This window comes from Luteimonas huabeiensis HB2, from assembly GCF_000559025.1.
Lineage (GTDB): Bacteria > Pseudomonadota > Gammaproteobacteria > Xanthomonadales > Xanthomonadaceae > Luteimonas > Luteimonas huabeiensis.
This window is the reverse complement of sequence record NZ_JAAN01000040.1, coordinates 1-17,261: the sequence shown is the minus strand read 5'-3', so window position 1 is coordinate 17,261 and position 17,261 is coordinate 1. Positions and strand designations below refer to the sequence as shown.

At 72.7% G+C, this 17,261-nt stretch carries 16 protein-coding genes and 2 pseudogenes; 9 read left to right on the top strand and 9 right to left on the bottom strand.

Annotated features, from left to right (window positions below; translation table 11 throughout):
- From Z164_RS20815 to Z164_RS20810, 6 genes and pseudogenes are all read right to left on the bottom strand, one after another.
- Positions 1–555: RHS repeat domain-containing protein (locus Z164_RS20815; protein WP_043690491.1), on the bottom strand; the 555-nt coding region annotated here is incomplete at its 3' end.
- Positions 556–672: 117 nt separating this feature from the next.
- A complete protein-coding gene (locus Z164_RS0116130) occupies positions 673–2,394 on the bottom strand; it encodes a hypothetical protein (RefSeq protein WP_024891712.1) in 1,722 nt (573 codons plus the stop codon).
- 449 nt (positions 2,395–2,843) lie between these two features.
- On the bottom strand, positions 2,844–3,617 hold the full coding sequence (locus Z164_RS0116125; RefSeq protein ID WP_024891711.1) for an endonuclease/exonuclease/phosphatase family protein: 774 nt from the start codon (positions 3,615–3,617) through the stop codon (positions 2,844–2,846).
- Positions 3,618–3,761: 144 nt separating this feature from the next.
- Positions 3,762–4,580 carry a thiol:disulfide interchange protein DsbA/DsbL gene (locus tag Z164_RS0116120; protein ID WP_024891710.1) on the bottom strand — a complete coding sequence of 273 codons (819 nt, stop codon included), beginning with the start codon at positions 4,578–4,580 and terminating at the stop codon, positions 3,762–3,764.
- Between the two features lie 34 nt (positions 4,581–4,614).
- Entirely contained in the window at positions 4,615–5,262 is a 648-nt protein-coding gene (locus tag Z164_RS0116115; RefSeq protein WP_024891709.1) for a thiol:disulfide interchange protein DsbA/DsbL, read from the bottom strand.
- 349 nt (positions 5,263–5,611) lie between these two features.
- A pseudogene (locus Z164_RS20810) lies at positions 5,612–6,385 on the bottom strand (c-type cytochrome); the annotation flags it as partial.
- 154 nt (positions 6,386–6,539) lie between these two features.
- Here Z164_RS20810 and yihA point away from each other — a divergent pair.
- On the top strand, positions 6,540–7,202 hold the full coding sequence (gene yihA / locus Z164_RS0116105) for a ribosome biogenesis GTP-binding protein YihA/YsxC (RefSeq protein WP_024891707.1): 663 nt from the start codon (positions 6,540–6,542) through the stop codon (positions 7,200–7,202).
- Here the strand turns inward: yihA and Z164_RS0116100 are convergent.
- Positions 7,148–8,143 carry an MBL fold metallo-hydrolase gene (locus tag Z164_RS0116100; protein WP_024891706.1) on the bottom strand — a complete coding sequence of 332 codons (996 nt, stop codon included), beginning with the start codon at positions 8,141–8,143 and terminating at the stop codon, positions 7,148–7,150. The two genes, yihA and Z164_RS0116100, sit on opposite strands and share 55 nt — an antisense overlap.
- Positions 8,144–8,232: 89 nt before the next feature.
- Positions 8,233–9,078 (bottom strand): helix-turn-helix transcriptional regulator, encoded by an 846-nt coding sequence (locus Z164_RS0116095; protein ID WP_024891705.1) that lies wholly within the window; start codon positions 9,076–9,078, stop codon positions 8,233–8,235.
- Positions 9,079–9,545: 467 nt separating this feature from the next.
- Between Z164_RS0116095 and Z164_RS0116090 the strand changes: the two genes are divergently transcribed.
- The 7 genes from Z164_RS0116090 (at position 9,546) to fabG (ending at position 15,857) form a co-directional block, all read left to right on the top strand.
- Positions 9,546–10,313 (top strand): lysophospholipid acyltransferase family protein, encoded by a 768-nt coding sequence (locus Z164_RS0116090; RefSeq protein WP_024891704.1) that lies wholly within the window; start codon positions 9,546–9,548, stop codon positions 10,311–10,313.
- A 104-nt stretch (positions 10,314–10,417) separates the two neighbouring features.
- Positions 10,418–10,717 carry an ApeI family dehydratase gene (locus Z164_RS0116085; RefSeq protein WP_024891703.1) on the top strand — a complete coding sequence of 100 codons (300 nt, stop codon included), beginning with the start codon at positions 10,418–10,420 and terminating at the stop codon, positions 10,715–10,717.
- Positions 10,714–11,718, top strand: a complete 1,005-nt coding sequence (locus tag Z164_RS0116080) for an LpxL/LpxP family acyltransferase (protein ID WP_024891702.1) — start codon at positions 10,714–10,716, stop codon at positions 11,716–11,718. The genes Z164_RS0116085 and Z164_RS0116080 overlap by 4 nt, the downstream gene beginning before the upstream one ends.
- On the top strand, positions 11,663–12,298 hold the full coding sequence (locus Z164_RS0116075; RefSeq protein ID WP_043690494.1) for a LolA-related protein: 636 nt from the start codon (positions 11,663–11,665) through the stop codon (positions 12,296–12,298). The genes Z164_RS0116080 and Z164_RS0116075 overlap by 56 nt, the downstream gene beginning before the upstream one ends.
- The gene (locus tag Z164_RS0116070) at positions 12,295–14,631 is read left to right on the top strand and encodes an MMPL family transporter (protein WP_043690486.1); all 2,337 of its coding nucleotides are present in this window, start codon (positions 12,295–12,297) and stop codon (positions 14,629–14,631) included. The genes Z164_RS0116075 and Z164_RS0116070 overlap by 4 nt, the downstream gene beginning before the upstream one ends.
- Positions 14,628–15,065: a hotdog family protein gene (locus Z164_RS0116065; RefSeq protein ID WP_024891699.1), complete on the top strand. Its 438-nt coding sequence runs from the start codon at positions 14,628–14,630 to the stop codon at positions 15,063–15,065. The genes Z164_RS0116070 and Z164_RS0116065 overlap by 4 nt, the downstream gene beginning before the upstream one ends.
- 51 nt (positions 15,066–15,116) lie before the next feature.
- Complete coding sequence (fabG, locus tag Z164_RS0116060) at positions 15,117–15,857, top strand: 3-oxoacyl-ACP reductase FabG (RefSeq protein WP_024891698.1); 741 nt, start codon at positions 15,117–15,119, stop codon at positions 15,855–15,857.
- 60 nt (positions 15,858–15,917) lie between these two features.
- Here the strand turns inward: fabG and Z164_RS20805 are convergent, their stop codons facing one another.
- Complete coding sequence (locus Z164_RS20805) at positions 15,918–16,976, bottom strand: hypothetical protein (RefSeq protein WP_024891697.1); 1,059 nt, start codon at positions 16,974–16,976, stop codon at positions 15,918–15,920.
- On the opposite strand from Z164_RS20805, the pseudogene Z164_RS21475 reads away from it, so the two are divergent.
- Positions 16,975–17,261 (top strand): annotated as a pseudogene (locus Z164_RS21475) (hypothetical protein); the annotation flags it as partial. The gene Z164_RS20805 and the pseudogene Z164_RS21475 overlap by 2 nt on opposite strands.

The following is a 17,261-nucleotide window of genomic DNA, read 5'->3' as shown; positions in this document are numbered from 1 at the left end:
CGGGATCCCGTAGGCCGGGGCCGTCGCGCGCACGAAGCTGAAGGTGCTGTCGTGCCAAGCCACGCTGTCGCCGGTCGGATGCTGGACGCGGGTGATGCGCCCCATCGGATCGTGCTGGTAGTTCGTGGCGTAGCCGTTCTCGTCGGTGACCCGGGTGATCCAGCCGGCGTCGTTGACGACCGCCGAACGGGTCGCGCCGTTGGGCGCCTCGGGCGTGGCCGGGTGGCGGATGGTCTGCGGGATGCCGCGCTTCCAGTCGGACAGCCTGGTGACGTTGCCGCGGCCGTCGGCCACCGTGGCGACGGTGCCGTCGGGGTGGTAGGTCAGGGTCTGGAAGGTGCGCCCGAACTCGCGGAGCGTCGTCGGCTGCGCGCGCGTGTCGTAAATGGTTTCCGAAGCCACGATGCCGTTCACCGTCAGCTTCGAGGGCTGGCCGAGCACCCACAGCGACAGGTTGTCGTGGTACTCGATCGTCTCGGTCTTGGTGTAGGTCTGTGCCTGCGCGGCGAGCGGCAGCAGCCAGGCGCAAAGCCAGAGTCGTCGTGTCCTGTCCATCGTCTTGTTACCCCCTGTCGAACGACGTGCCGCCGGGAACGTGGAACTCCATCCGGCCCGGGACACGGCTCGCTTTATCGAGATCGATACACTGCTTCGAGCGGTCTCAGCTTCCCACTACGGCACAGGGATGAACCGGCCGGACTTCGCCACGACGCGAGGCCGGGCGTAGGCATCGAATTGCTGCACCGTCGAAACGAATTCCTCGCCGGACCGCACAATCCGGCTCTGGATCCGTGGGCGGATGACTTCGTCCGCGAGCGGTACCCGGGTCAACCTGGCCCCGAGCCGGGACGGGAATCCCAGCCCGACCGTCGGGTTGTGAGCGTAGGTGTACTCCCGGGTTTCGCGGACCGCACCGTTGGCGTCCAGTATTTCCTCGGCGAGGAGCAGCGTCTCGTTGCCGGACAAGACGTTCTGTCCGCCGATGGCCACCGTCGATATGGTGGTCCCGTACTGGGAGCGTAGGGTCGTACCGTCGGGGCGCGTCGTCGCATTCCATTTGGCGCCATTGGCGCCCACGCTGAAGTCGATGGCGTAGGTATGCGTCTGCGGCGGAACGCCCACCCCCTCCACGCGCTTGCTCTTCAAGCTCCACAACTCATACCAGGTCGGGCCGAGGAGGCCCGGACAAAGATTGTCGTAGTTGGATGTGCGCCAGACGCTCTCGTGATCGAAAGAAAACGTCCCAACCGCTCCGCTCGGATGCTCGACTCTGTAATCTACACTGTCGAACTCACGGCCGAGATCCGAAGACGTGTCGCAAGGATTGTAATGGACCTCCGGATCCGGCCGAAGCACCAGTGGGTCCGACATGAAGTTGGAAAACGAATACCGCCACGCGCCTCCGTCGGGATTCACCACGCTTGCCAGGTTCGTCGCCCCGATGGTGTCCTTGACATATGCGTAGCGCCACGTCCTGCCGCCGCTCGCTGTGGCCGATACGATCGTCTCTCCGTTCCACCCCAGCGCGATCGAACGCCCATCGCTGGACGTGATCGACTGCAATTTGTCGCCGTTGTACGTGTAGCTGACCCAGTTGCCGAATCGGTCCTCGATGCGCGTGGCGGCAAGATAGACGCGCTTTCTTCCAAGTCCGATGTTTCGACGGTTGGTAGGGTCGTATTTCTTGAGGATGAACTGAGCCCGCTCGATGGCCCAATCGAGGTAATAGGTCAGCCCGTCCGGCGTGACGGCGGCGAAGGCTTCTCCCGGATATCCGTTCTTCGTCGCCCCGACACAGCGGACCCGGATGTTCCCGTTGACGACCCATGGATAGGATCGTCCATCGGATGGATCGCCATGCGCGCCCGCAACACGCTCCATGAGTTGCCCGCCGCCCACACCGGGCAGCGACAGCGTGTAACCGTCCCAGAAATCGTGCCAGTGGAAATACAGCGAATTCTCGTGAACGAATGGAGGCGACACCCGGCTGCACCGATTGAATCGTGCTGCATCGGATGGTGGCCCGACGGCCCAGCCCTGCTGCGCCGCGACGAGCGTCTCGACGTGCGGGATGTTGATGTCCCAGTCGCCGAACCCGCCGAGAAAATGATCCTCGAAGCTGAACCTAAGTTGCGCTCTCGACTGGATCGCGATCTTCCTTCCTAGCGCCACCGGAAGTCGGTTATTGCCCTCGAGCACGATGTCGTCCATTTCGAACGACGTCGCCCCATCGAAGCCCGAGACCCGTTCTCCGAACGCTCCTGAGTCGAGAGCGGTGATGTTCCGAGCTGCGTTGACGCGCTGGTCGTATTCCTCAAAGGGATATCGCCCCGAATCCTGCGCATGTGCAGATCCTCCTGCCAAGATCGCGAACGCGGCCATGGTGAAACCCATCAGGCCCTGCCGGAGACTCCTGCCGGCGACTTGACAATTCCTCTTTGACCTCTCGACCATCACTTCCCCTTCGCTTCCGACTTCTCAACAGCGCCGCCATGTGGGCAGCCGGTTCTGCACGCGCGTGGAAGAATTGCAGACACCGGGGTCCGCGTGGGCCAGCGGCCGCACCAGGACTCGACGTCGCATTGCCCCCTGTCGTCCCACGACCGCTGTGCGGCCGAATTTCGATGGACCGCCATCTTATCGGCCAGGCGCGAAGGATTCTGTAGGACTTGTCTGATTCTTGTCCTACGCGGACGACGTTCGGCCGGCGACACGATCGTGCGACCTCTGTCGCGAAGTCGTCATCCGGAGCCGGGGCAGGGCAGAGACATCATCGCTTTCGCCGATGCGCCCGCTGGCCACCGCTGCCGGAGGTGGCTGGACTGCCCTGCTCACACCTCTACTCAGGTCCGCAGCGCCGCCTCGGGAACGTCCAGCGCGACGGAGACGGCGAGATGGTCCGAGAGCGCGGCGGGCATGGCCTGCATGTCGTTGCAGATCAGCGAGCCGGTGGCCAGCACGTGGTCGATGGCCTTCTGCGGGCGCCAGCTGGGGAAGGTCTGGATCGCGCAGGACGGCGGCTGCAGCGCCGTGTTGCGGTAGAGGATCTCCATCTCCGGGCGGTCGGCGGTGCAGTTGAAGTCGCCCATCAGCACGGCGTTGGGATGGTCGTGCAGCAGCTCGGCGATGAAGGAAAGCTGCGAGCGGCGCGATTGCGCGCCGAGCGACAGGTGGGCCACGGCCACGGTCAGGCCTTCGGCGCCGTGGCCGAAGCGGGCCAGCAGCATGCCGCGGCCGGAGATGCGGCCGGGCAGGGGGTGATCGTGCACTTCCACCGGCTCGACGCGGCTCAGCAGCCCGTTGGCGCTGGAGGCGAAGTTGCCGACCTTGCGGTTGGGCTGGTGGGTCCAGAAGTGGAAGCCGCCGCGTTCGGCGAGGTAATGGGTCTGGTTGGTGAAGCCGGAGCGCCAGCTGCCGGGATCGCTTTCCTGCAGGCCGACGATGTCGTGGCGGCCGGCCAGTTGCGCGATCTGGTCGAGCGCCCAGCGCTTGTTGCCCGCGGGCAGCACGTGCGACCAGCTGCGGGTGGCGTAGTCGCTGTAGCGGCGCGTGCTGGAGCCGGCCTGGATGTTGGCGCTCAGCAGGCGCAGGCGCCGGTGGTTGGCATCGCGTGCCATCGCGTGATCGGTCTCGTCGGCGGGGACGGGCGCACCGTAGCCGCCGTCCGGTGACGGCGGCGCGGAGCGCTCGGCCCCGTCCGCGGACGGGGCGGCGATGCGGTGGATGGCGAGCGGCGGCACGGCGTGGGGGCGTGCGATGGCTCAGTGGGCGCCGCGCTCGCGCGCGATCAGGTGCTCCACGGTGTTGAGGACGTCGTCGTATGAGCGCCCGCCGATCACCCGGTACTTGCCGTTGACGACCAGGGTCGGGGTGGAATCGACGCCGGAGCGCGCGATGAACTGCTCGGCGCGCTTGAGCTTGGCGTTCACCGCGAAGCTCTGCATGGTGCTGGCGAACTGCGCGGCGTCCGCGCCGTGCTTGGCGTAGAAATTGGCGATCTGCTGGTCGCTGACGTTCTGCACCGGCAGGCTGCGCTCGATGTGGATGGCCTCGAACATCTTGTCGTGGGTGCGCTCGACCAGGCCCATCGATTCGGCGGTGTAGAACGCGCGGGCGTAGGGCATCCAGTAGCCGCCGAACGGCGCGGCCAGCGCGGTCACCCGCACGTCGGCGGGCTGGCGCGCCTTCCAGGCGCGGAAGGTGGGCTCGAACGCGGCGCAGCCGGGGCAGGTGTAGCCGAACACCTCGACGACCTCGATCTTGCCGTCGAGCGGCTGGAACGGCTGCCCGTTCTGGATGGTGACGTAGTTGGTGCCCTCGACCGGGGCCGGACCCTGCGGCGCGGCCGGTGCCGGCGGCGGGTGAGCGGCCTCGGCGGCGGCATCGCCTTCGGGCGCCGGTGCGTCGCCGGGGGCGGGGGCCTCGGGCGCCTCGGCCTGGGGCGCGTCGGCGGCGGGCGCGGGGGCCTCGGCGGCGGGCGGGGTGGCAGTGGGGTCGGCGGCGGGGGCCTCTTCGCGCTGGCCGCAGCCGGCGAGCGCGCCGGCCAGCAGCAGGGACAGAAACGCGTGCTGGAGTTTCATGGACAGACCTCGTGGCGAACGGAAATCGGAAAGCTCAGCGGGCGGCGGTGCGCTCGCGGGCGATCAGCGCCTCCGCCGTGCGCAGCAGGCCGCGCAGCGAGCGCGCCTGGACGCGGTAGCGGCCGTTGATGATGAGGGTCGGGGTGCCCTGCGCGCCACTGCGGAGCAGGAATTCGTGCGCCGCGTTCAGCTTGGCGGCGGTCTCGTCGCTGGCCATGGCCGCTTCCAGCCGCGGCTGGTCCACGCCGAGCTGGCCGTAGAACCAGGCGATCTCGCCGGTCGTAGCGTTGCCCGGCAGCCGGCGCTGGCGATGGATGGCGTCGAAGGTCGCCTGGTGGGTGGTCTCGAGCGTGCCCAGGGCCTGCGAGGCGAAGAACGCGGTCGCGAACGCGTCGTGGGTGCGATAGACCACCGGCAGGTAGGTGAAGCGGACGTCGGCGGGCAATGCGCGCTGCCAGGGCTCGATCATCGGCTGCAGATCGGCGCAATGGCCGCAGGCGTAGGAGAAGATCTCCACGACCTCGATCTTCCCGTCCAGCGGCGCCAGCGGGCGGCCGTCGGGGATGGCGATGTAGTCCACGCCTTCGACCGGCCCCTCGGCCGCGGGCTGGGCGAAAACGGGCAGCGCGACCAGCAGGCAGGCGGCGGCCAGGGCCTGGCGGAACCGGCGCAAGGGGATCATCGGGGCGCTCCGGGCGGATGGCGACGACACGAGAACGCCGGCCCCGCCAAGCGGGCCGGCGCATGCATCGGCGATGAAGCAAGGGGCCGGACCGGCCTGGACCCGGCCGGTCCGGCGGCGTTCGCGGCGGTCCGGGGACGCCGGTCGTTCACGGCTGCGGTTCGGGCTCCGCGGGCGCCGGCGTCTCGGCTTCCGGGGCGGGGGCCTGCGGCGGATCGGCGGGCTCGACCTCGGGCGCGCCCGGTGCGCCCGCGGGCACGTCCGGCATCTCGGTCTGCACCGCATCGCCGGTGGCGCCGGGGCCGCCGCGGGTGGGCACGACCTCCGCGCCGCCTTCCAGCCGCGCCATCTGCGCGCGGGTGGCGGCGTCCGGGCGCGGGTGCAGGCCTTCCATGTAGCTGGACAGCGCCTGGATCTCCTGGTCGGTCAGGCGGCTGGCCACCGTGGCCATGACGTCGAACAGGCGGCGGTCGCGCTCGTGGGTGGTGCCGCTGCGGAACTCCTCCAGGCGGCGCGCGGTGTACCAGGACACCTGGCCGCCGACGTGCGGGTACGAAGGGCCGGGGATGCCGGCGCCGGTGGGGCCGTGGCAGGCCATGCAGGCCGGGATCTGGCGCTCGGGATCGCCGCGGCGGTACAGGGTCTGCCCGATCTCGTAGAACTTCATGCCCTCGTAGGGGCCTTCGGTCACCACGGTGTCGTCGGCGATCCCCGCCTGGGCGGTCTGCGCGGCGAAGTGCGCGCCGAGGTCGCGCATGTCCTGCGGCGACAGCATCGCGGCGAAGGGCTGCATGATCGGGCTGGAGCGCTCGCCGCTCTTGAACAGCGCGAGCTGGTGGGCGATGTAGAGCTCGTTCTGCGCCGCGATGCTGGGGTAGACCTCGCGGATGGTGCTGTTGCCGTCCAGGCCATGGCAGGCGGCGCAGGTACCGGCCAGGGTGGCGCCGTTCTGCGGATCGCCCCACTGGGTCTCGGCCAGCGCAGCCACCGCGTTGTCGTCCAGCGGCGCCGCCTCGACCGGGGCTTCCTCCGGAAGCGGGACGGTCTCGGACTGGGCGAAGGCGACCGCGCCGGCCACGAGGGCGGCGAGACCGGCGATAGCGTAGGCGCGGGCTTGGCGCATTGCTGGGCTCCGGACGACAGGGCACGGACGCGAGCGCGCCCGGCAGACGCCGGATTATCGACGGCCGCCGCGATTGGGGTCAAACGCGCGGCCGCCATGCCGGCCGCGTGGCGTTCCCGCGCCCGGCCCGGGCGCGCCGTGCGATCCTATGCGCATGTCCAATCCTCTCGCCCGCGCCCGCTACCGGCTGGCGGCGCATACGCCCGCGCAACTGCCGCCCGATCTCGGCTACGAGGTCGCCTTCGCCGGCCGCTCCAACGCGGGCAAGTCGAGCGCGCTCAACGCGCTGTGCCAGCAGAACGCGCTGGCGCGGGTCTCCAAGACCCCCGGCCGCACCCAGCAACTGGTGTTCTTCCAGGTCGAGCCGCACGAGGATCGCCACCTGGTCGATTTGCCCGGCTACGGCTACGCCAAGGTGCCCAGGGAACTGCAGGCGCACTGGCAGGCGTTCATCGCCGGCTACTTCGCCAATCGCGGCGCGCTGCGCGGGCTGGTGGTGGTGATGGACATCCGCCATCCGCTGAAGGACTACGACCGGCAGATGCTGGGCTATGCGGTGGAGCGCGGCCTGCCGGCGCACGCGCTGCTGACCAAGGCCGACAAGCTGGGCCGCGGCGGTACCGCCAATGCGCTGCAGGCGGTGCGCCGCGACCTCCAGGCCGCCTACGGCGACGGCGTGAGCGTGCAGGGGTTCTCGGCGCTGCAGAAGACCGGCGTGGACGAGGCGCGCGCGGTGGTCACGCGCTGGCTGGGGCTCGGCGCTCAGGGCGCCGGGGCGACCGGCAGCGGCGCGAACTCGACCGGCACCCAGGCGTAGGCCGCGCCTTCGCGGCGGACGTGGCCGAGCCCGGGGAAGGGCAGGTGCGCGCCGGCGACCCACCAGCCGCCATCGGCCGCGCGCGCGAATTGCTCGCGCCGCGAAGCGATCGCCTGCGCGCGGTCGGCATCGGCCTCGAATGAGGCCTCGGGCCGGGCGAACTGCACCGCGTGGTAGTGGACGAGATCGCCCCAGACCAGCAGCCGCTGGTCGCCAGCCTCGAACAGGAACCCGGTGTGTCCGGGCGTATGGCCGTGCGAAGACGCCGCGGTCGCGGCCCCGGGCAGGGTGTCGCCGGCGTCGAACAGGCGCAGCCGGGCGTCGGCTCGGTAGGGGGCGACCGCGCGGCGCGCCATCGCGAGCAACGGGCGCAGCGGCTCGGGCGTCGTCGCGGCGCGTTCGGTGGCGGGGTCGAGCCAGTAATCGGCGTCCTCGCGCGAGAGCCAGACGGTGGCGCGCGGGTAGACCGCGCGGCCCTCGCGGTCGAGCAGGCCGCAGATATGGTCGGGATGGGCGTGGGTCAGCAGGATGTCGTCCACGTCCTCGGGGCGGTAGCCGGCCGCGCGCAGGTTGTCCGGCACCTGGCCGAGCGCGTCGCCGAAGCAGCCAGCGGTGCCGGTGTCGACCAGCGTCAGCCGGTGGCCGTTGTGGACCAGATAGGCGTTGACCGCCGTCTGTACGCCGTCGCCGGCCTCCGGCACGAAGTCGCGCTGCTGCAGCCGCGCCATGTCCGTCTCGTCGATGCCGCGCAGGCGCTGGCGCGGCAGCGGCACGATGCCGTCGAACAGCGCGGTCACCCGCAGCGGGCCGATCGCGCGGTGCTGCACGCCGGGCACCTGCTGCGCGGGCGGCGGCGCGGCGGCCGCGGAGGCGGCCAGCGCCAGCGCGATGGCCAGCACGAAGGGGCGGGCGGGCCGCAGGGGGCGGGGCGAGGCGGTCATCGAATCGCTTCCAGGGCGGCGATCGCCGCGGAAGCGCCAAGGTAGCGCGGACCCGCTTCGCGATGCGCTCGATAACGTGCGTCGAACGCTCAGGTGCCCCCGGCGTTGCCGATCCGCCCGGGGTCCAGCCCGTACCGCTGCGCGAAGCGGCGCACGAAGCTGGCGGTGGAGCGGTAACCCACCCGCGCGGCCACCGTCTTCAACGGCCAGCGCGTGGTGTAGAGCAACTCCAGCGCATGGGCCAGCCGCGCCGAGGCGATCACCTCGCGCAGCCCGGTGCCTTCCGCGGTCAGTCGCCGGCGCAGGGTGGCGCCGCTCAGGCCCAGCGCGGCCTCGAAGTCGCGCGAGCGCCAGTCGCGCTCGGGGCGCTCGCCGACCAGGCGGCGAATCTCGTCGGCGATGCCGGGCGGCGCCGGCGCCAGCAATGCGGTGTGGCCGCGCGCGCACAGCGCGACCACCATCGCCGCGAGCGCCAGCCGTGCCTGCGCATAGCAGTCGTCCTCCAGGGCGGCGCTCCAGCGTTGCAGGTCCTCCGCGAACTCGGCGCTGTCCAGGCGCACGATGCCGGCCTCGCGCACGGGCGCCGGCCGCGCCCACAGCAGCCGGGCGGCGTCGATCACCTCCTCGCACAGCGGCACCGAGAGCGCGAGGTACAGGCTCTGACTGTCGCCGTGCGGTTCGGGCATATGCAGCGCGTCCAACCGGCAGCGGCCGGTCGTCAGCAGCATGTCGCCGGGGGCCAGTTCGGCCACGGTGGCGCCGGAGGCGAAGCGCCCGCGGCCGCGCAGCACGATCGTCAGCCGCGGGCGATCCACATCGACGGCGCTGAGCCCGTGCGCGCGGCGCGTGCAGATGCAGGCGAATCCCGCCTCCCGCGCGACCCCGGCCAGGGCGGTCAGGCGGGCGAGCAGCGGCGACGGCACGGCGGTGGGCATGGCCGCCATGCTAGGGCTTCGCGACGGCTTTGTTTTGCCCGTCCCGCAAGCGAGGGGCATTCTCTCTTTCCCTTCCCTCGCAAGCGGGGACCATGCTCTCTTTCCCTTCCCCTTGCGGGAGAAGGAACGACGTGCCCCGCTTGCGGGAGAAGGAACAACTTGCCCCGCTTGCGGGAGAAGGAACAACTTGCCCCGCTTGCGGGAGAAGGAACGACGTGCCCCGCTTGCGGGAGAAGGGACAGCATGAGCCCGCTTGCGGGAAAAGGAGCGACATGGGCCCGCTTGCGGGGGAGGGACGACGTGAGCCGGTGTGCGGGAGAAGGGACGACACGGCTCCGCTTGCGGGAGCAGGGGCAACTCCGGCGCTGCAGGTCGAACGCCGATGGACCTGGGGCGCGCACGGGCTTGCGGAACGGCCGCGACTGCGTTCCCGGTGGCTGCCGGCGGCGCCGCGTTATGCTGGCGGCGTGAATCCGCAGACCGACTCCCTCGCGCTCGACGCCGGCCGCCTGCAACGGCTGCTATGGGCGGCCGCCAACGCGGTGCAGTTCGCCTTCACCCTGGCCTGGACCGCGGGATGGATCGCCTTGGCGCTGGCGGTGTGGGCGCTGAGCGGCGGGCGCCGCCGCGTGCCCCTGCGCATGGCCTCGCGCTGCTGGGCGCCCGGGTTGCTGTGGGGCGCCGGCGCGCGCTGCGAGGTGGAGGGCGCCGAACGCGTCGACTGGTCGCGGCCCTACGTGCTGGTGGCCAACCACGAGTCGGTGATCGACATCTGCGCGCTGTTCCGCGCGGTGCCGGCGCCGTTGCACTTCCTGCTCAAGCAGGAGATGCGGCGGGTGCCGTTCGTGGGCTGGTACGCCCGCGCGATGGGGATGGTGTTCATCCCGCGCGAGAACCGCCGCGCCGCGGCCGACAGCCTGCGGCGCTCGGCGGCGCTGGTGCGCGACGGCGCGATCCTGTGCATCTTCCCGGAGGGGACCCGCAGCCGCGATGGCGTGGTGGCGCCGTTCCGGCCGGGCGCCTTCCAGACCGCGCTGGCCGCCGGTGCCGAGGTGCTGCCGGTGGCGCTGGCGGGCACCGGCGCGGTCCTGCCGCCGGACGGCCTGTTCCGGGTGCGCCCGGGCACGATCCGCGTGCGCATCGGCACGCCGATCCCGACCGCCGGCCGCGACCGCCAGGCGCTGGCCGGCGAGGCGCGCGAGCAGGTGCTGGCGCTGCTCGCCCGCCGCGGCTGAAGGCCGGACTGCCTGCGCACGGCGATCCCGGTATCCTCTGCGCCCTGCCGTCGCCGACCGCGGCGACGTTCCCGCCGACACGCCCAGGGGCGCGACCGAGTCCGATGCCGATCCGCATTCCGCACGACCATCCGAGCCTGCCCGGGCACTTTCCCGGACGGCCGGTGGTGCCCGGCGTGGTCGTCCTGGAGCGGGTGCTGGCCGCGGTCGAGGCCGAAGCCGGACCGCTGCGCGCGCTGCGCCTGCCGCAGGTCAAGTTCCTGCAGCCGCTGCTGCCCGGGCAGGCCGCCGAGGTCGCGCTGGAGGCGGCGGGCGACGGACGCTGGCGCTTCCGGGTGATGCGCGAGGGCGCGCTGCTGGCCAGCGGCGAGGTCGCGCGCGACGACGGGACGGGCCCGGCATGAGCGCGCAGTGGAAGCGCCGCCGGGAGGCCGGCGCGCGCTGGGCGATCGCCGCTATCTGCTGGATCGGCCGCTACGGCGGGCGCGCGGTGGCGCGCGCGGTGCTGTACCCGGTGTCGTTCTACTTCCTGTTGCGCCGCCGCGAGGAGCGCCGCGATTCGCGCGCCTACCTGTCCCGCGTGCTCGGCCGGCCGGCCGGCTGGCGCGAGGTGTTCCGCCACATCCACACCTTCTCGCAGACCATCCTCGACCGCGTGTTCCTGCTGAGCGAGGACATGCGCCGCTTCGACGTGCGCATCGAGGGTCTGGACGCGCTGCACCGGCAGATCGAGCGCGGCCGTGGCGTGCTGCTGTTCGGCTCCCACCTCGGCAGCTTCGAGGTGCTGCGGGTGCTGTCGCGCCAGCGCCCGGACGTACCGATCCGGGTGCTGCTGGACAAGGGCCACAGCGCCAGCCTGACCTCGCTGCTCGATGCGCTGAACCCGGAGATCGCCGCGACCGTCATCGACGCGGGCCAGGATGGCCCCTCGATCATGCTGGCGATCCAGGAGGCGGCGGCGCAGGGTGCGATGATCGCGCTGCTGGTCGATCGCACCCAGCCCGGCGAGCCGTTCGGCGTCGCGCCCTTCCTCGGCGCGCCGGCGCGCTTCCCGACCGCGCCCTGGCTGGTGGCTTCGGTGCTGAAGATCCCGGTGATGCTGGCCTTCGGCCTGTACCGCGGCGGCAACCGTTACGACCTGGTGTTCGAGCCCTTCAGCGACGGCATTGACCTGCCGCGCCGCGAGCGCGCTGCCGCGCTGCCGGCGCTCATCCGCGGTTACGCGGCGCGGCTGGAGCATCGCGTGCGCAGCGCGCCCTACAACTGGTTCAACTTCTACGACTTCTGGGAGCATGGCGATGACCGCGTCGAACGAACCGATCCCGCGCCGCGCGGCGCGTCGCCTGGCGATGGCGCTGTGCGCGCTGCTGCCGTGGTGGGCGGCGGCGCAGCCGGCCGCGACTGACGCCGCCGGCGTCGACAGCGCCTGGATCCTGCAGCGGCTGGCGCGCCCGGCGCCGGTGCGCACCTCGTTCCTGGAGGTGCGCGAGTCCGCCATGCTCGACGCGCCGCTGCGGGTGAGCGGCGAATACGTGCGCCCGGATCCGCAGACCCTGGTGCGCGAGGTGCATGCCCCGTACCGGGAGACCACCACCCTGCGCGGCAGCGAGGCCACCATCGCGCGCGAAGGGCGCGCGCCGCGCCGCTTCCAGCTCTCGCGCGCGCCGGAACTGCAGGCGTTGCAGGCGAGCTTCGGCGCCCTGCTCGACGGCGACCACGACGCGCTGGCGCGCCATTACGCGCTGCGCACCGAGGGCGCGCGCGAGCGCTGGACGCTGACGATGACGCCGAAGGATGCGACGCTCGCCCGGCGCATGCGCGACATCGTGCTGCACGGCCGCGGCGCCGAGCTGCGCTGCATCGAGACCGTGCCCACCGAAGGCGCGGTGCAGCGCACGCTGTTGGCCGGCGCCGCGCGCGACGCCGCGCCCGACCTCGACGCCGCCGCGCTGGAGCGGCTCTGCCGCGGCGCCGCCACGGAATGAAGCCGGCGTCGCAGTGGGCGCTGGCGCTGCTGTGGGCGGCGCTGCTGGCCGCTGTCGGCATCTGGGCGGCGCAGCGCCTGCAGGTCTCAGGCGACCTGCGCGCCTTCATGCCCGCGCCGGAGACCTCGGCGCAGCGGCTCTTGATCGAGGAGCTGGGCGACGGCCCCGGCGCGCGGCTGCTGCTGATCGGGCTGTCCGGCGCGCCGGCCGAGACGCTCGCCGCGCAGTCGGCGGCGCTGCGCGCGCGGCTGGCCGGGGCGCCGTCGATCGAGTTCGTCGCCAACGGCGGCGACGACAACCTCGATGCCATCCCTGCGCGCCTCTTGCCGTACCGGTACCTGCTCACGGACGCGTTCGACGCCGCGCCGCTGGATGCCGAGACCCTGCGCGACGCGCTCGACGCGCGGCTGCAGGATCTCGGCTCGCCCGCCGCCGCCCTGGTCGAGCCGCTGCTGCCGTCCGATCCCACGCTGGAGGTCCTGCGCCTGGCCGAGCGCTGGGAGCCGGAAGGCGCGCCGACGCGCCGCGAGGGCGTGTGGTTCGATGCCGACGGCACCGAGGCGTTGCTGGTGGTGCGTACCCGCGCCGCCGGCTTCGACCCGGCCGCCCAGGCCGGCACCGTGGAGGCGATCCGGCGCGCGTTCGAGGCGGTCTCGGCGGGCAGCGGCAGCCGGATGACGCTGACCGGCCCGGGCGCGTTCTCGGTCGAGATCGGCGCGCGCACCGCCGCCGAGGCCGGGCGCATCGGCGCCATCGGCACCCTGGGCCTGGTGCTGCTGTTCGTCTTCGCCTACCGCAGCGCGCGCCTGCTGCTGCTCGGCGTGTTGCCGCTGGCCACCGCCGGCCTGGCCGGCCTCGCCGCGGTGGCGGCGCTGTTCGACGGCGTCCACGGCATCACCCTGGCCTTCGGTTTCACCCTGATCGGCGTGGCCCAGGACTACCCGGTGCACGTCTTCAGCCACCTGCACGGCCGCCAAAGCCCGCGCGCAATCGTGCGCGCGCTGTGGCCGACGCTGCTGACCGGGGTGGTCTCGACCTGCATCGCCTACCTGACCTTCTTCGTCTCCGGGGTGGAGGGGCTGCGCCAGCTGGCGGTGTTCACCATCGTCGGCCTGGTCGCGGCCGCTGCGTCCACGCGCTACCTCCTGCCGCCGCTGCTGGAAGCGCGCGCCGGCGACGTCGGCCAGGCGCCGTGGGTGGACGCCTGCGCGCGCGCGTTCGACCGCGTGCCGCGCCCCCGGCCCTGGCTGCTCGCCGCGCTGGCGCTGGCGGCCGTGGCGACGGCCGCCTTCGCGCCCGGTCCGTTCTGGGAGAACGACCTGTCGAAGCTGACCCCGGTGCCGGAACAGGGCATGCGCGACGACGCGCGCCTGCGCGCCGCGCTGGGCGCGCCCGACGTGCGCTACCTGATGACGCTCGAAGCGCCGAGCGAGGACGCCGCGCTGGCGGCGTCCGAGCGGCTGCTGCCCGTGCTCGACGGGCTGGTGGCCGAGGGCGCGCTGGGCAGCTACGACCTCGCCGCGCGCTACCTGCCCAGCGCGGCCACCCAGCGCGCGCGGCAGGCGCGGCTGCCGGCACCCGATGCGCTGCGCGCCGTGCTCGACGACGCCCTGGCCGGCACCCCGTTCCGGCCGGATGCGTTCGCGCCCTTCCTCGCCGACGTCGAGACCGCGCGCACCGCCGCGCCGCTGACCGCGCGCGATCTCGCCGGCACCCCGCTCGATGCCAGCGTGTCCGGCCTGCTGCTGCCCGGCGAGGGCCGCGTTACCGCGCTGGTCGCGCTGGGCGGACTCGAGGATCCGGCGCGGGTCGCGGCGGCGGCCGCCGCGCACGGCGCGCACCTGGTCGATCTCAAGGAGACCTCCGAGTCGCTGGTCTCGGCCTGGCGCGGCGGCGTGCTGGCCTCCCTGGGGCTGGCCGCGCTGCTGCTCGCCGCGACCGTCTGGGCGGCGCTGCGGCGACCGCGCCGGGTGTGGCGCGTTTTGCTGCCGATGGGCCTGACCCTGCTGCTGACCCTGGGCCTACTGCGCGCGTTCGGCATCGAGCTGACCCTGTTCCACCTGGTGTCGCTGATCCTCGCCGCCGGGCTGGGGCTCGACTACGCGCTGTTCTTCGAGCGCGCCGCCGGCGAGCGCGCCGAGCACCTGCGCACGCTGCACGCGGTGCTGGTGTGCTCGTCGATGACCGCGCTGGTGTTCGGCCTGCTGGCGCTGTCGTCGATCCCGGTGCTGCGCGCGATCGGGCTGACGGTGGCGATCGGCGTGGTCGCCAACTTCGTGCTGGCGGTGCTGCTGGCCGGCCACGCCGGCGCGGATGCGGAGGCGACGCGATGATCGGACGCGAGGAACTGCAGGCCCTGGTGCCGCACCACGGCGCGATGTGCCTGTGGGACCGGGTGCTGGACTGGAACGCCGCGCGCATCCGCCTGGCCACCGATGGCCACCGCGATCCCGCGCACCCGCTGCGCAGCGACGGCCGCCTGCGCGCGCTGCACCTGTGCGAGTACGGCGCCCAGGCGATGGCCGTCCACGGCGGCCTGCGCGGCCGCGCCGCCGGCGTGCCGGTGCGCGCCGGCATGCTGGTGGCCTTGCGCGGCGTGCGCCTGCGGGTGGACCGCATCGACACCTTGCTGGGCGAACTGGTGTGCGAGGCCGAAGCGCTGGCCGAGACCGCCGACAGCCAGCAGTACGCCTTCCGCATCCTGCACGCCGGCGACCTGCTCGCCGAGGGGCGCGCCACCGTCAAGCTGGACGTCGCGCCGCCGTAGACGCGCCGCCGCCTGCGCTGGCGGCCCGCGCGGGGCGGCTAGAATGCGCGGATGACGACGTCCACGCCTTCCCCGCGCCGCGCCCTGGTCACCGGCGGCAGCGGCGACATCGGCGGCGCGATCTGCCGCCGCCTCGCGGCCGACGGGCTGCACGTGCTGGTACACGCCAACAGCCGTCTCGATCGTGCCGAGGCGGTCGCCGCCGCGATCGTGGAGGCCGGCGGGCAGGCGCGGGCGATCGCGTTCGACGTCGCCGATGGGGACGCCGCTCGCGCCGCGCTCGAGACGGTGCTCGCCGATGGTCCGGTGCAGGTGGTGGTCAACAACGCCGGCATCCACGACGACGCGCCGCTGGCGGGCATGCGCGAGTCGCAGTGGAAGCGGGTGATCGACGTCTCCCTGCACGGCTTCTTCCACGTCACCCAGCCGCTGCTGCTGCCGATGGCGCGCACGCGCTGGGGCCGCATCGTCAGCGTGTCCAGCGTGGCGGCGGTGCTCGGCAACCGCGGCCAGGCCAACTACGCCGCGGCCAAGGCTGCGCTGCACGGCGCCACCCGCTCGCTCGCGCGCGAGATGGCCAGCCGCGGCATCACCGCCAACGTGGTGGCGCCCGGGGTCGTCGCCGGCGCGATGGCGGCCGATGCCTTCCCGGCCGAGGCGATCCGCCAGATGGTGCCGGCCGCGCGCGCCGGCACGCCGGAGGAAGTCGCGGCCGTGGTCGCGTTCCTGTGCCGCGACGAGGCCGGCTACGTCAACGGCCAGGTGATCGGCGTCAACGGCGGCATGGGATAGGCCCGTCCGGGTGGGGCGCTGGGCGGTCGGGCGGGGCGCTGGCGCATGTCCACCGTGCGCTCAGTGGTGCATCGACGGTTGCGGTTGCGGCGGCATCAGGTGCGGCTGGGCGTGCGGCCCGGCCTGCAGCGCCTGCTGATGGTCGACCTCCTGCGCGCGCTGCAGGGAGGCCTGCAACGGGGGCGGGCTCGTGCTGATGTCCACGACCGCCTGCGGCCAGCCCGCGCGCGAGGCGAATACCGCCCGCTCGGCGTCGACGTCGATGCTGCCGAGCTGGCCGGGCTTGATGCCGGCGGCATGGACGGCGGCAGTGAACTGCGCCAGCCTCGGCTCGGAGACGTAGTCGGGCAGGTGGCGCTTCAGTTCGGAATAGAGGGCGTGCTGCGGGTGCCCCGGATCGCTGAACGGCGGCGATGGTGTCGGCTGCGCGGCGGGATCGCGGACACGGATCGGCGTGTCGGCGGGGTGGGCCGGGATGCGGTCGTGGCCCGACGTCAATGCCGCCGCATCCGCGTGCCTGCCGGGCGCGTCGGTGCGGGCGCGGGCGATGTCCTCGGCCGTGGTCACCGCGGCGACCCGCACGACGCCATCGCTGTCCGTACGCAGGTGCATCAGGGGGCTGTGGATGTCGTAGGCGCCTCGTGCATTGGGTTGCGGCGCCAGCGATGTCGTCGCCGCATCGAGGCCATGCGCCTCGCGCGTGCGCTGCACCGCCCGCAGTGCCGCCTCCAGGGTCTCGGGGCTGGGCGCCACGCCCGCCGCGGCATAGGCGCTGGCCAGGTTGGCGCGGTCGCGCTCCTGCGGCGACAGGGCCGGCCGGGGCTGCACCTGGGCCATTGCCTCGGTGTGCTGAGCCAGCGCCGGCCGCAAGGCGTCGCGGGTGGCATCGAGTTCCAGCCTGAGCGTACCGGCCGCCACGGTGCCGTCGCGGCGCCAATGGCCGCTGCGCATCGGCTCCGGCATCGCCCAGCCCTGGGCGCGGTACAGCGGCTCGAACCGCGCAGCCAGCGCCGCGGGACCGTTGGCGATGTTGGCCGCCACCACCTGCGCCGATTGCCGTTCGAGCGCGGCCGCCCGCTGCGGGCTGGCGATGTCGCGCTCGACGACGGGCAGGTTCATGCCGCCAGTCGGCGGGCTGCAGGCTCGGGCGATCCTCGTCGCCGGCCGGCAGCCTGAACGGGTCCGCGGGCCGCGGCAAGTCGCGCATGGCCAGATCGAAGGCGGCATCGTTGGCCAGTCGGTTCAGCTCGTCGGCCTTTTCGGGCAGCGCGGAGAAGGCCTGCGTCCTCGGGTTGTCCACGTCGTCCAGGCTGAGGTCGCCGGGCTGCTGGCGCAGCCACTGCCGGCCGTTGAAGGTCCAGGCCACGCCGTCGCGATCGGTCTGCCGGAAGATGCGCTTCGCGT

What these genes read in the sequence shown, in the direction of transcription:
- Z164_RS0116095 (WP_024891705.1), bottom strand. Translation starts at nt 9,078, where the DNA reads ATGCCCACCGCCGTGCCGTCGCCGCTGCTCGCCCGCCTGACCGCCCTG.
- fabG (WP_024891698.1), top strand. Translation starts at nt 15,117, where the DNA reads ATGACGACGTCCACGCCTTCCCCGCGCCGCGCCCTGGTCACCGGCGGC.
- Z164_RS0116100 (WP_024891706.1), bottom strand. Translation starts at nt 8,143, where the DNA reads ATGACCGCCTCGCCCCGCCCCCTGCGGCCCGCCCGCCCCTTCGTGCTG.
- Z164_RS0116080 (WP_024891702.1), top strand. Translation starts at nt 10,714, where the DNA reads ATGAGCGCGCAGTGGAAGCGCCGCCGGGAGGCCGGCGCGCGCTGGGCG.
- Z164_RS0116125 (WP_024891711.1), bottom strand. Translation starts at nt 3,617, where the DNA reads ATGGCACGCGATGCCAACCACCGGCGCCTGCGCCTGCTGAGCGCCAAC.
- Z164_RS20805 (WP_024891697.1), bottom strand. Translation starts at nt 16,976, where the DNA reads ATGAACCTGCCCGTCGTCGAGCGCGACATCGCCAGCCCGCAGCGGGCG.
- Z164_RS0116120 (WP_024891710.1), bottom strand. Translation starts at nt 4,580, where the DNA reads ATGAAACTCCAGCACGCGTTTCTGTCCCTGCTGCTGGCCGGCGCGCTC.
- Z164_RS0116130 (WP_024891712.1), bottom strand. Translation starts at nt 2,394, where the DNA reads ATGGGTTTCACCATGGCCGCGTTCGCGATCTTGGCAGGAGGATCTGCA.
- Z164_RS0116065 (WP_024891699.1), top strand. Translation starts at nt 14,628, where the DNA reads ATGATCGGACGCGAGGAACTGCAGGCCCTGGTGCCGCACCACGGCGCG.
- Z164_RS0116115 (WP_024891709.1), bottom strand. Translation starts at nt 5,262, where the DNA reads ATGATCCCCTTGCGCCGGTTCCGCCAGGCCCTGGCCGCCGCCTGCCTG.
- Z164_RS0116070 (WP_043690486.1), top strand. Translation starts at nt 12,295, where the DNA reads ATGAAGCCGGCGTCGCAGTGGGCGCTGGCGCTGCTGTGGGCGGCGCTG.
- Z164_RS0116075 (WP_043690494.1), top strand. Translation starts at nt 11,663, where the DNA reads ATGGCGCTGTGCGCGCTGCTGCCGTGGTGGGCGGCGGCGCAGCCGGCC.
- Z164_RS0116085 (WP_024891703.1), top strand. Translation starts at nt 10,418, where the DNA reads ATGCCGATCCGCATTCCGCACGACCATCCGAGCCTGCCCGGGCACTTT.
- yihA (WP_024891707.1), top strand. Translation starts at nt 6,540, where the DNA reads ATGTCCAATCCTCTCGCCCGCGCCCGCTACCGGCTGGCGGCGCATACG.